The 12,030-nt window shown below is 71.8% G+C and carries 13 protein-coding genes; 5 read left to right on the forward strand and 8 right to left on the reverse strand.

Annotation, left to right across the window (positions count from 1 at the left end; all coding sequences use genetic code 11):
- Nucleotides 1-86: 86 nt before the first annotated feature.
- From SOM08_RS21785 to SOM08_RS21800, 4 genes are read left to right on the forward strand one after another with little or no spacing between them, the layout of a single operon-like run.
- The gene (locus tag SOM08_RS21785; RefSeq protein WP_322469741.1) at nt 87-1,289 is read left to right on the forward strand and encodes a 3-hydroxybenzoate 6-monooxygenase; all 1,203 of its coding nucleotides are present in this window, start codon (nt 87-89) and stop codon (nt 1,287-1,289) included.
- A gap of 17 nt (nt 1,290-1,306) precedes the next feature.
- Nucleotides 1,307-2,365, forward strand: coding sequence for a cupin domain-containing protein (locus tag SOM08_RS21790; RefSeq protein WP_322469742.1), 1,059 nt, complete (start codon nt 1,307-1,309; stop codon nt 2,363-2,365).
- A gap of 13 nt (nt 2,366-2,378) precedes the next feature.
- Entirely contained in the window at nt 2,379-3,080 is a 702-nt protein-coding gene (locus tag SOM08_RS21795; protein WP_322469743.1) for a fumarylacetoacetate hydrolase family protein, read from the forward strand.
- Between the two features lie 39 nt (nt 3,081-3,119).
- Entirely contained in the window at nt 3,120-3,512 is a 393-nt protein-coding gene (locus SOM08_RS21800; protein WP_116960044.1) for a YbaN family protein, read from the forward strand.
- 7 nt (nt 3,513-3,519) lie between these two features.
- On the opposite strand, the gene SOM08_RS21805 is transcribed toward SOM08_RS21800, so the two are convergent.
- The 4 genes from SOM08_RS21805 to SOM08_RS21820 all read right to left on the reverse strand — a co-directional run bounded on the left by SOM08_RS21805 (nt 3,520) and on the right by SOM08_RS21820 (nt 8,594).
- Complete coding sequence (locus SOM08_RS21805; RefSeq protein WP_116960045.1) at nt 3,520-4,719, reverse strand: phosphoglycerate kinase; 1,200 nt, start codon at nt 4,717-4,719, stop codon at nt 3,520-3,522.
- A 66-nt stretch (nt 4,720-4,785) separates the two neighbouring features.
- Nucleotides 4,786-6,492, reverse strand: a complete 1,707-nt coding sequence (locus SOM08_RS21810) for a phosphoethanolamine--lipid A transferase (protein ID WP_322469744.1) — start codon at nt 6,490-6,492, stop codon at nt 4,786-4,788.
- Between the two features lie 66 nt (nt 6,493-6,558).
- Nucleotides 6,559-7,881, reverse strand: coding sequence for a sensor histidine kinase (locus SOM08_RS21815; protein WP_116960046.1), 1,323 nt, complete (start codon nt 7,879-7,881; stop codon nt 6,559-6,561).
- On the reverse strand, nt 7,878-8,594 hold the full coding sequence (locus SOM08_RS21820; protein WP_322469745.1) for a response regulator transcription factor: 717 nt from the start codon (nt 8,592-8,594) through the stop codon (nt 7,878-7,880). The genes SOM08_RS21815 and SOM08_RS21820 overlap by 4 nt, the downstream gene beginning before the upstream one ends.
- A 114-nt stretch (nt 8,595-8,708) precedes the next feature.
- Here SOM08_RS21820 and SOM08_RS21825 point away from each other — a divergent pair, with 114 nt between their 5' ends.
- The gene (locus SOM08_RS21825; RefSeq protein ID WP_116960048.1) at nt 8,709-9,440 is read left to right on the forward strand and encodes a phosphatase PAP2 family protein; all 732 of its coding nucleotides are present in this window, start codon (nt 8,709-8,711) and stop codon (nt 9,438-9,440) included.
- 25 nt (nt 9,441-9,465) lie between these two features.
- On the opposite strand, the gene SOM08_RS21830 is transcribed toward SOM08_RS21825, so the two are convergent.
- From SOM08_RS21830 to SOM08_RS21845, 4 genes are read right to left on the reverse strand one after another with little or no spacing between them, the layout of a single operon-like run.
- Nucleotides 9,466-9,801 carry an AzlD domain-containing protein gene (locus SOM08_RS21830; protein ID WP_116960049.1) on the reverse strand — a complete coding sequence of 112 codons (336 nt, stop codon included), beginning with the start codon at nt 9,799-9,801 and terminating at the stop codon, nt 9,466-9,468.
- Entirely contained in the window at nt 9,794-10,537 is a 744-nt protein-coding gene (locus tag SOM08_RS21835) for an AzlC family ABC transporter permease (RefSeq protein WP_116960050.1), read from the reverse strand. The genes SOM08_RS21830 and SOM08_RS21835 overlap by 8 nt, the downstream gene beginning before the upstream one ends.
- The gene (gene fmt / locus SOM08_RS21840; RefSeq protein ID WP_116960051.1) at nt 10,534-11,493 is read right to left on the reverse strand and encodes a methionyl-tRNA formyltransferase; all 960 of its coding nucleotides are present in this window, start codon (nt 11,491-11,493) and stop codon (nt 10,534-10,536) included. Before fmt ends, SOM08_RS21835 begins: the two co-directional genes overlap by 4 nt.
- 36 nt (nt 11,494-11,529) lie before the next feature.
- Complete coding sequence (locus tag SOM08_RS21845) at nt 11,530-12,024, reverse strand: hypothetical protein (protein WP_116960052.1); 495 nt, start codon at nt 12,022-12,024, stop codon at nt 11,530-11,532.
- Nucleotides 12,025-12,030: the final 6 nt, after the last annotated feature.

Consider the following 12,030-nt stretch of genomic DNA (forward strand, 5'->3'; position numbering starts at 1 on the left):
ACGGGAGGGAGTGGACAGCATGCTATCAGGACACTTATGATGAGTGTACTGATCATCAGTATGCAAATCTTGTGAAGGAGACAGGCATGGCGACACAAGACAAGGACCTCCCCGTCCTCGTGGCCGGTGGTGGCATCGGCGGCCTGGCCGCGGCGCTGGCGCTGGTGCGCCAGGGTTTTCGCGTCCAGGTGTTCGAGCAGGCGCCGCAGATCGGCGAGATCGGCGCCGGCATGCAGCTCGGCCCCAACGCCTTCTGGGCCTTCGACGCCCTGGGCGTGGGCGAGGCGGCGCGCTCGCGCGCGGTCTACATCGACGAGATGGTGATGACCGACGCCATCGATGAGTACACCATCGGCCGCGTGCCCACGGGCGAGGCCTTCCGCCAGCGCTTCGGCAACCCCTACGCCGTGATCCACCGCGCCGACGCGCACGGCTCGTTGCTGGAGGGCGTGCAGGCCAGCGACCGCGTGAGCTTCCATACCGCCACGCGCATCGAGCGCATCGAGCAGGACGCCGACGGCGTGACGGCCCATGACCAGCACGGCCAGGCGCACCGCGGCCTGGCGCTGATCGGCGCCGACGGCGTGAAGTCCGTGGTGCGCGAGCAGTACGTGGGCGATCCCGCGCGCGTCACCGGCCATGTGGTCTACCGCGCCGTGGTCGACAAGGCCGACTTCCCCGAAGACCTGCGCTGGAACGCCGCCAGCCTGTGGGCCGGCCCCAACTGCCACCTGGTGCACTACCCGCTGCGCGGCGGCGAGCAGTACAACGTGGTCGTCACCTTCCACAGCCGCGAGACGGAAGAGTGGGGCGTGAAGGACGGCAGCAAGGAAGAGGTGCTGAGCTACTTCCAGGGCATCTGCCCGAAGGCGCGAAAGCTCATCGAGCTGCCCAAGAGCTGGAAGCGCTGGGCCACGGCCGACCGCGACCCGATCGAGCGCTGGAGCTTTGGCCGCGTGACGCTGCTGGGCGACGCGGCCCACCCCACCACGCAGTACATGGCGCAGGGCGCCTGCATGGCCATCGAGGACGCGGTGACCCTGGGCGAGGCCCTGCGCGTGCACCAGGGCGACTTCGAAAAGGCCCTGAACCTGTACCAGCGCTCGCGCATCGCGCGCACGGCCCGCATCGTGCTCAGCTCGCGCGAGATGGGCCGCATCTACCACGCCAAGGGCGTGGAGCGCCTGGTGCGCAACGACCTGTGGCGCGGCCGCTCGCCCGAACGCTTCTACGATGCCGTGGAATGGCTGTACGGCTGGCGCGTCGACAACTGCCTCGCCCCGCACTGAATCCCACGGAGACCTCGATGAACGACCTCGGACGCCTCGAAGACCTGCCCGCCGACTACGTGGCCGCCCTGCGCGAGCGCAACCTGGTGCCGCTGTGGCCCAGCCTGCGCGGCGTGCTGCCGCCGCAGATTCCCACGCGCCAGACGAGGCCTACGCACTGGGCCTACGCCGACATCAAGCCGCTGCTGCTGAAGGCCGGCGAGCTCACGCCGATCGAGAAGGCCGAGCGCCGCGTGCTGGTGCTGGCCAACCCCGGCCACACGCTGGAGAAGATGCAGGCCAGCGCCGCGCTCTACCTGGGCATGCAGCTGCTGTTGCCCGGCGAATGGGCGCCCAGCCACCGCCACACGCCCAACGCGGTGCGCATGGTGGTGGAAGGCGAGGGCGCCTGGACCACGGTGGACGGCGAGAAGTGCCCCATGAGCCGCGGCGACCTGATCCTCACGCCCACCGGCCGCTGGCATGAGCACGGCCACGACGGCGACCAGCCCGTGGTCTGGCTCGACGTGCTGGACCTGCCGCTCATGTACTACCTGGAGGTGAGCTACCACCTCAATGGCGGCCGGCAGGCGGTCAAGCCCGGCCGCGGCGACCGCGCCTATTCGCGCGCCGGCGTGGTGCCCACGCCCGTGTTCGGCCGCGCCGGCCAGCGCTACCCCATGCTGCGCTACCCCTGGGCCGACGCCAAGGCCGCGCTGCTGTCCATCGCCGAGGACCGGGCCGACCTGCAGCACGTGCAGGTCACCTACACCAACCCCGAGACCGGCGAGGACGCCGAAAACGTGCTCGGCTTCCACGCGCTGATGCTGCGCCCCGGACAGACGCTCACGCTGCCCGCGCGCTCGCCGGCCTGCGTGTACCACGCCATCGAAGGGCGCGCGCGCGTCAGCGTGCAGGGGCACGACTTCGACCTGAAGGAGGCCGACACCTGCTGCATCCCGGGCTACACACCCACCACGCTGGTCAATGCCTCGGCCAGCGAGCCCGCCTTCCTCTTCGTCGCCGACGAGTCGCCGCTGCACCGCAAGCTCGGCGTCTACGAGGTGCGCCCCGACAACCAACCGCAGATGCCCTGACCCCGGATCCACCATGCCCCAGTACCTCTTCAATCCGCCCGCCGTCGCCGCCCTGCCCATCCAGGGCAAGAGCGAGCTGTTCCCCGTCAACCGACTGTTCTTCGTCGGCCGCAACTACCACGCGCACGCGGTGGAAATGGGCAAGCCCGTGGACAAGTCGGTCGAGCGGCCCTTCTATTTCACCAAGTCGCTCACCACGCTCACGCCCTCGGGCAGCACCGTGCCCTACCCGAGCGAAACCAACAACTACCACTTCGAGATGGAGCTGGTGGTGGCCATCGGCCGCGCGGGCTTTCGCGTGGCCGCGGCCGACGCGCACGAGCTGATCTACGGCTACGCCGCCGGCCTGGACATGACGCGGCGCGACCTGCAGCTGGTGGCGCGCGACAAGGGCCGCCCCTGGGACCTGGGCAAGGACATCGAGCAAGGCTCGGTGTGCAGCGACATCGTGCCCCTGCCGTTCACCGTGATCGAGCGCGGCGCCGTCGAGCTCACGGTGAATGGCGCGACGAAACAGAAGTCCGATGTGGACAAGCTGATCTGGAACGTGCGCGAGATCATCGAAGACCTCTCGCGCTTCTACCACCTGCAGGCCGGCGACCTGATCTACACCGGCACGCCCGAGGGCGTGGGCGCGGTGGTGCCGGGCGACCGGCTCGAGGGCCGGGTCGAAGGCGTGGGCGGCGTGTCGCTCACGATCGGCGCGGCGGCCTGAGCCCCACGGCGCGCGGGGCGCTGGCTATCATGCCGGCGCATGCCCTCTCCCGACGAAACCCCGCGCGCCCTGCGCTGGCTGCTCTGGCTGGCCGGCACGGTGTCGCTGGGCCTGGGCATCCTGGGCGTGGCCCTGCCGGGCTTGCCCACCACCCCGTTCGTTTTGCTCGCGGCGGCCTGCTACGCCAGGGCCTCGCCGCGCCTGCACGGCTGGCTGCGCGGGCACCGCTTCTTCGGCCCCATGGTGCGCGACTGGGAAGAGCACCGCAGCCTGAGCCGGCGCACCAAGCGCTTCGCGCAGATCACCATGCTGCTGATGGTGTCGCTGTCGGCCTGGGGCCTGCGCGAGCGGCCCGTGCTGCTGGGCGTGGTGCTGGTGGCGGCCGCGATCGGCGTGTGGGTGGTCGCGCGCATTCCCACGCGCGGGCCCTGAAGGATATTCAGGCCTTCGCGCGCCGTTCGAGCACCTCGAACGCCGGCAGCGTCTTGCCTTCCAGCACCTCCAGGAAGGCGCCGCCGCCGGTGGAGATGTAGCCCACGTCCTTCTCGATGCCGTACTTGGCGATGGCCGCGAGCGTGTCGCCGCCGCCCGCGATGGAGAACCCCGCGCTGTCGGCGATGGCGCGGGCGATGGCCTTGGTGCCGCCTTCGAACGCCGCGAACTCGAACACGCCCACCGGGCCGTTCCACACGATGGTGCCGGCCTGCTTGAGCTGGGCCGCCAGCTTCGCGGCGGTCTCGGGACCGATGTCCAGGATCAGGTCGTCGTCGGCCACGTCGGTGGCCTTTTTCACCGTCGCCTCCGCATCGGCGGCGAAGCGCTTGGCCACCACCACGTCCGTGGGGATGGGCACCTCGGCGCCGCGCGCCTTCATGGCCTCGATGACGGCTTTGGCGTCGCCCACCAGGTCGGGCTCGGCCAGGCTCTTGCCGATCTTCAGGCCCGCGGCCAGCATGAAGGTGTTGGCGATGCCGCCGCCCACGATGAGCTGGTCGACCTTGCTCGCCAGACTCTGCAGGATGGTGAGCTTGGTGCTGACCTTGCTGCCCGCCACGATGGCCACCAGCGGGCGCTTCGGCTGCGCCAGGGCCTTGGCAATGGCGTCCATCTCGGCCGCCAGCAGCGGGCCCGCGCAGGCCACGGGCGCGGTCTCGGCGATGCCATAGGTGGTGCCCTCGGCGCGGTGCGCGGTGCCGAAGGCGTCGTGCACGAAGATGTCGCACAGGGCGCCCAGCTTCTTGGCCAGTTCGGGGCTGTTTTTCTTCTCGCCCACGTTCAGCCGGCAGTTCTCCAACAGCACCACCTCGCCGGGCGAGACGGCGAAGTCGCCGTCGACCCAGTCGGTGATCAGGCGCACCGGCTGGCCCAGCAGTTCGGCCAGGCGCGTGGCCACGGGCTGCAGGGAGTCTGCGGGCTTGAACTGGCCCTCGGTCGGGCGCCCCAGGTGCGAGGTGACCATCACCGCCGCGCCGGCGTCCAGCGCCAGGCGGATGGCGGGCACGCTGGCGCGGATGCGCGTGTCTTCCGTGATGCGGCCCTGTTCGTCCTGGGGGACGTTGAGGTCGGCGCGGATGAAGACGCGCTGGCCCTTGGCGCGGCCCTGCGCGCAAAGGTCAGCGAAGCGGATGAAGGCGGTCATGGCGGCAATCCCGGGTTCTGTGGACAAACCCCGGGATTGTAGGAAAGCGCGCGCGCCCGCCGGCGCTCAGCCAGCGCTGGAGCAGGGCGCCAGCGCGTCCAGCGCGGGCTCGCGCACGCGGGTGCGCACGTCCATCAGGCCCAGCACGGTGTGGAAAACGTTGTCGTGCGACAGCGGCTCGGCCGAGCGCGCACGCAGGCAGTCCAGGGACAGGCCCGCGCGCTGGCGCAGGCCGGACGAGAACCAGGCCACCATGGGCACGTGGGTCTGCTGATCGGGCGCCAGCGCGTAGGGAACGCCGTGCAGGTACAGGCCGTTCTCGCCGAGCGACTCGCCGTGGTCCGACACGTAGACCAGGCCGGTGTCGTTGCGGCCCTGCGCGGCGCGCGCGCTCAGCCATTGCAGGGCCTGGTCGAGGAAGCGGTCGGTGTAGGCGATGGAGTTGTCATAGGCATTGACCAGCTCCTGCTGCGAGCACTCGGGCAGCGCGTTGCTGCGGCACTCGGGCAGGAAAGGCTTGGCGCCGTCGGGCGAGCGGGCGGCGTAGGCGGGTCCGTGGCTGCCCATCTGGTGCATCACGAGCACCACGCCACGCGCGCGGCGCGCCGGATCCAGCGCATCCAGGCGTGCGTCCAGGCCGTCGAGCATGGCCGCGTCCAGGCATTCGCCGCCCGGGCACAGGGCGGGCACCGGCTGCTCGTTGGTGTAGACGTGGGGCACGCGGTTGCACACGCCCTTGCAGCCCGCCTGGTTGTCGATCCAGAGCACGGCCAGGCCGGCGCGCTGCAGCACGTCGAGCAGGTTCTCCCGGTCGGCCGGCTGGTCACCGCCCTGGGCGCGCGACAGCGGCGAGAACAGGCAGGGCACCGAGACCAGGGTATTGGTGCCGCAGGAGCGCACCTGGCTGAAGTTGACCAGGTCGCCGCCCGCGCGCCAGCGCGCCAGCGCGGGCGTGGTGTCGCGCGCATAGCCATTGAGGCCGAAGTTCTGTGCGCGCGCCGTCTCGCCGATCACCAGCAGCAGCAGGGGCGGCCGGGCCTGGTGGTCGTAGCTGGCGCCCAGACGGGCGTCCTCGCCCACCGGCAGCAGGGGCTTGGCCTGGCGCGGCAGGCGCTCCGCCGCCACCCAGGTGGCGGCATAGACGCTGTTCAGCGGGTTGGCCATGTAGCGCAGGTCTTTGTGGTTGCGCATGAGCGAGGCCAGGCCCTGGTAGCTCATCAGCGCGGTGAACACCAGCAGCGCGACGGCGGCCAGCAGGCCCGCGGCGTTGTGCCCGACGCGGCGCCAGCCGCCGTGCAGAAAGCGTGGCTGGCGCCACAGCGCCCACAGCGGCAGGCCCGCCACCAGCAGCAGCGCTCCCAGGAGCGACCACGACATCAGGTCGCGCACCTCTCGCACGTCGGTGTGCAGCGTGCTGGCCAGCATGGTCGGGTCCATCACCACGCCGTAGCGCCACATGAAATAGGAGTTGGCGCCGGCCACCACCAGCAGCAGGCTCGCCACCGGCCGGAACACCCGTGGCCAGGCGAACAACCACAGCAGCGCGGCGATGGCGCAGGTCAGCAGCGCCCCCAGCCCCGCGATGAGCGCCACGCGGTACCCCAGCGAGCCGCCCAGGCCTTGGATGCGCTGCCACAGCGGCAGGTTGCCCACCAGGGCCAGCCACAGCGCCAGGCCCCACACCATGGCCGCGGCACGCGGCACCCGCGCGCGCGCCGCGGCGGTTGAAAAGCGCAGGGCGCGCGCGAAAGGGAAGGAAAACGGGGTGGGCATGAACGGCTCTCGGGAAGCCGCTTGTCGCGGCCCCCGAGAGCGTGTGCGCCCCGGATTAGCTGAACCTTAGGCGCGCGGCCAGCGCAGCGCGAAACGCGTGGTCATGGGGGCTTGGGCCCCGTCGGTGTCGAGGCGGGCGCCCAGCTGCTCGGCAATGCGCTGGACCAGGCGCAAGCCCAGCCCCAGGCCGCCCGATTCGGCCGGCCGCACCCGGGCGGCGGTCGGGCGGCGGCCGTCGTCGCTGACCGAGACCCCGACCGAGGCGGCGTCGCGCCATACCTCGACCAGCACCTGGGTGCCCGGGGGGGTGTGGCGCAGCGCGTTTTCGATCAGGTTGCGCAGGGCCAGCTCCAGCAGCATGGGCTGCACGGTCACCACCACGGGTTCGTCGGGCTGCTGCAGCGAGATCTCCTGCCAGCTTTCCAGCGCCGCCGGCGCATGCGAAGCGACGAGCCGGGTCGCCAGCTCGCCCAGGGCCACCGGCACGCCATCCTCGGCGCCCTGGTTGCGCTGGGCGCGCGCCAGGTCCAGCAGCTGCTGCAGGATGCGCCCGGCGCGCAGCGACTCCTGCTCCAGCTGCTCCAGCCGCTGCGGCGAGGGGTCGTGCTGCGCCGCGCGCGCCTGCAGCGTCAGCGCGGCCAGCGGCGTGCGCAACTCATGCGCCACGTCGGAGGCGAACTCGCGCTCGCGCTGGGCGCGCGCCTGCAGGCTGTCCACCAGCGCGTTGATGGCGGTGACGGTGCTCGCGAATTCGCGGAAGCGGCGTTCCGTGCTCAGGCGCTCGCCAGCGAAGCCGTCGAGCGCGGCCACCTCGCGCGACAGGCTGTCGAGCGGGCGCAGGCCGCGGCGCACGCCCCAGCCCAACAGCAGCAGCACCACGGGCAGCACCAGCAAGGCGGGCTCGGCCACGTGCATGGCGATGTCGGTGCCCAGCTCGAAGCGCTGGCGCCGGTCGATCAGCACCAGCACGCGGCGCTGCTCGGCGCCTTCGCCGGTCTGCACCGAGAACGCCCGCCAGGCGGTCGGCAGGTGCGGTGCGTTCAGCTCGACCGAGAAAAAGCCGACGGCGGGCAACGCGGCCAGGTCCAGCTTGTCCGCCAGCCCGTGCGTGTCGCTGACCAGGCGGCCACCCTCCCAGGCCAGCACGGCCACGTCCTGGAGGAACTCGTGCTCGAGGTCGGCGCCGGCCTGCGGCAGGGGGCGCGATTCGCCGATGGGCGACGCGACCAGCCACAGCCGGGCCACGGCCACCATCTGACCGTCGGAGAACTTGCGCGCCTCGCGAAAGGCGGTGGTCCAGGCCTGCGCCACCACCGCCAACCAGAGGATCAGCAGCATGCCCAGGGTCCAGCGCAGCAGGTAATGCCGCAGCAGGCGCGGCGCCTTCATCGCGGCCCGTCCGCCGCCGCGTCGTCGCGCGGAATGAAGTAGCCCACGCCGCGCACCGTGCGGATCAGCGATTCGCCGAGCTTGCGGCGCAGGTGGTGGATGTGCACCTCGATGGCGTTGCTCTCCAGCTCCTCGCCGAAGCCGTAGAGCGCCGACACCAGCCGCGTCTTGGACAGCACCTGCGGGCGCGCCTGCATGAGCGTGAGCAGCAGCGCAAACTCCTTGCCGCCCAGCGCCACCGGCTGGCCCGCGCGCAGCACCGTGTGCGCGGCCGGGTCGATCACCAGTTCGCCGTGCTCGATGAGCGGGTTGCTGCGCCCACCGGCGCGCCGCAGCATGGCGCGCAGGCGCGCGAGCAGTTCGTTGGCGTCAAAGGGTTTGACGAGGTAGTCGTCGGCGCCGCCGTCCAGGCCGACGACGCGGTCGCTCACGCCGTCGCGCGCGGTCATGATGAGCACCGGCATGTCCTTGTGCGGCAGCGTCTGGCGACCGGCCACCGGCGCCGGCTGCTGGCGCAGGCGCACCAGCAGGTCCATGCCCTCGCCGTCGGGCAGCCCCAGGTCGAGCAGCAGCACGTCGAAGGGCTCGACCGACAGCGCGTGCCAGGCGGCGTCGCGCGTGGCGCACAGGTCCACCGCATAGCCCGCGCGGCGCAAGGCCAGCTCCAAGCCGCTGGCGATGCCGGGGTCGTCTTCCACCACGAGTGCGCGCATATCGGACCGTCCTGAGGTTCTGGGGATCGAGGCCATCGATTATGGGCAGCCACCTTAGCCGCAAATTAAGCAATTTAAGCTGGGGTTAACGGTGGCGCCCAACAGTGCCGCGCCATGCCCACCACGCCCCCGTCAGCAACCACCCCCGTCTTCGCCCTGCCCCGCCCCTTCCTGTGGCTGGGCGGCTTTCTTGCCTTCACCCTGCTGTGGGACCTGTCCGGCCTGGACATGGCCGTGATGCGCGCCGTGGGCAGCCCCCAGGGCTTTGCGCTGCGCCACGACTGGCTGCTGGAACGTGTGCTGCACGACGGCCTGCACAAGACCATGGTCGCGGCCTTCGTGCTGCTGTGCGGCTGGGCCCTGTGGCCGCGCGCCCATCTGCCGCGGCGCGAGCGGGTCGCCGTGCTGGCGCTGGCCGTGCTGTCGCTGCTCGCGGTCAACCTGGTCAAGTACAACAGCCTGACCAGTTGCCCCTGGGAGCTGGAGGCCTTCGGCCGCAACGCCCGATGGGTGTCGCATTGGGCCTGGGGTCAGGCCGACGGCGGCACCGGCCGCTGCTTCCCTGGCGGCCACGCGTCCAGCGGCTTCGCGTTCCTCGCCTTGTGCCTGCCCTGGCTGCTGCCGCCCGAAGGGGTGCAGCGGCGGCGCGTGGTCGGCCTGCGCTGGCTGGCCGCCGCGCTGGGCGTGGGCCTGCTCTCGGGCGTGGTGCAGACGCTGCGCGGCGCGCACTTTCCCAGCCACACGATGTGGACACTGCTGATCTGCGCCAGTGTGTCGCTCGCGGGCTGGCAGTTCGTGCGGTCCCACCTGGGCACGGCCAAGGCGCGCGCGCGCCTTGGCGAATAGCACCCCCGAGGCGCCGCGCGCGGCGCTACCAGCCCAGGCCGATGCGCAGCGGCAGGTACACCACCATGCCGGCCACGATGGTGCCCAGCACGCCACCGCGCCAGAAGAACCAGGCCGCGCCCGCCACGGCGGCGTAGAGGCGCGCGTCCTGCCAGGTGCTCACCAGCGCGCCGTGGCTCATCACCACCTCGGGCACGACCACGGCCGACAGCGCGGCAATGGGCGCGTACTGCAGGCCGCGCTGCGCCCAGCGCGGCAGCGTCCAGGGCTTGTCGGACAGGAAGAAGAAGCCGCGCGCGATGACGGTGACCGCGCCCAGGGCCAGGATGGTCAGCAGCGTCCAGGGATCGAGGTCAAACACGGCCGGTCCCTTCGCGCGCGGGGCGCAGGGGCTCGAGCAGCAGGCACAGCGCCACCGCGCAGGCAATGGCCACCAGGATGTTGAGCTTGAGCGGCAGCGCCCAGGCCACCACCGCGGCCGCGCCCGCCACGCCCGCCGAGACCACGCGCAGGCGCGAAGTGGCGAGCGAGCACATCACGCCCAGCAGCGCCAGGATGCCCGCAAAGCCCAGGCCCCAGGCCAGCGGGATGGCGTTGGCCAGCGCCACGCCGAGCAGGCTGGTGCCCATCCAGGCGGCGTAGTTCACGGCGCAGTTGCCCATCAGATAGGCCTGCTGCGCGGCGCGCTGCTCGGGGTTGTCGCTGGGGTGCGGGTAGCGGCGCGCGAAGAAGACGTAGCTCAGGTCCCCCGTGACGTAGCCGCTGGCCAGGCGCTCCCAGCGCGGCAGGTGCATGAGGTAGGGCCGCAGGTGGGCCGAGAACACCACGAAGCGCAGGTTGACGCAAAAAGCCGCCACCAGGATCACCCACAGCGGCGCGCCCGCGGCCATCATGGGAATGGCCGCGAGCTGCGCGCTGCCGGCGTAGACGATCAGCGTCATCAGCACCGCCTCCAGCGGCGACAGGCCGGACTGCACCATGGCGACGCCGGTCATGAGGCCCCAGGCGCCGATGCCCATGGCCACCGAGAACTGGTCGCGGATGCCCTCGAAATACTCGGGGCGCGCGCGGTGCTCGCGCTTGAGGAAGAGGATCATGCGCCGCCGCCCCCCAGCGACTCGCCGCGCGCGAGCGCGAAGCCGCGCAGGAAGTCGGCCACGGGCAAGCGCTTGCCGCCCGCGCGCTGCAGCACCGTCAGGCGCAGCGCGCCCTCGCCACAGGCCACGGTGATGCCCTCTGGCCCGACGGCCAGCACCTCGCCCGCTCGGCCCGCGCCGGCCACGGGCTCGGCGGCCCAGACCTTGATGGCCTCGCCGGCGTGGGTGGTGTGCGCGCCGGGGAAGGGGTCGAAGGCGCGCACGCGGCGCTCGATCAGCGCCGCCGGCTGGGCCCAGTCGATGACGGCCTCGGCCTTCTCGATCTTGTGCGCATAGGTCACGCCCTCCGCGGGCTGGGGCTCGGCGCGCAGACCACCGCAGGCGGCGAGCTCCAGCGCCTCGACGATGAGCCGTCCGCCGAGCGCGGCCAGGCGGTCGTGCAGGCGCTCGGTGGTGTCGTCGCCGCGAATGGGCAGGCGCTCGCGCAGCAGCATGCCGCCCGTGTCCAGGCCCTCGTCCATCTGCATGATGGTCACGCCGGTCTCGGCGTCGCCGGCCTCGATGGCGCGGTGGATGGGCGCCGCGCCGCGCCAGCGTGGCAGCAGCGAGGCGTGGATGTTCAGGCAGCCCAGGCGCGGCGCGTCCAGCACCCAGCGCGGCAGGATCAGCCCGTAGGCCGCCACCACCATGGCGTCGGCCCCGACGGCCTCGATCGCGGCGCGCGCGGCCGCGGCGTCGTCGGCGTACCTGCCGTCGAGCCGCAGGCCACGCGGCTGGGCAACGGCGATGCCGTGCTCCAGCGCGAGCGCCTTCACCGGCGAGGCCTGCAGCTTCATGCCCCGTCCGGCGGGGCGGTCGGGCTGCGTCAGCACCAGGGGAACGTCAAAGCCCGCGCCCAGCAGGCGTTCGAGCGCGACACGCGCGAAAACCGGCGTGCCGGCGAAGATGAGTTTCATCAGGACAGGGACCGGCCGGCGGGAGCCGGCGCGGGATCAGGAACGGTCGGACGGCGGGATGAACTCGTCCAGGAAGAGGAGCTTGCGCACCACGCCCGCGCGGTCGATGTGCACGTGCGCAAGGCGTTCGTTGTTGTTCTCGAGGTAGCGGTAGGTCCAGATGTCGCCGTCGAAGCGCGCGACGCGTTCGACCAGCGCCGGCCGGCCGAGGTGGCGCAGCACGTCGTCGCGCGTCCAGCGGTCGATCGCGATGTGCTGCAGCATCCAGTTCGTGTCCAGCACCTGCACCACGCGGCGCAGGCGGCCGTCGGGACCGAAGTCGACGTTGTAGACCTGGCGGCCCAGCGGCTGGCGCGAGTACAGCAGGCGCGAGCCGTCCGCCAGGGCGTACTCGGCGCTCGGCGGGCCCAGGCGCTCGATCACCTGCTCGCGCGACGCGCCGGACGGCAAACGCTCGGGCATGCCCGCGCAACCCGCCAGCCATACCAGGGCCAGCAGGGCGATGCAACGCAATACGGCAACAGGCTTCATGGCGGG

Origin of the sequence: Hydrogenophaga sp. SNF1 (assembly GCF_034421675.1) — a bacterium.
Taxonomy (GTDB): Bacteria; Pseudomonadota; Gammaproteobacteria; order Burkholderiales; family Burkholderiaceae_C; genus Hydrogenophaga; species Hydrogenophaga borbori.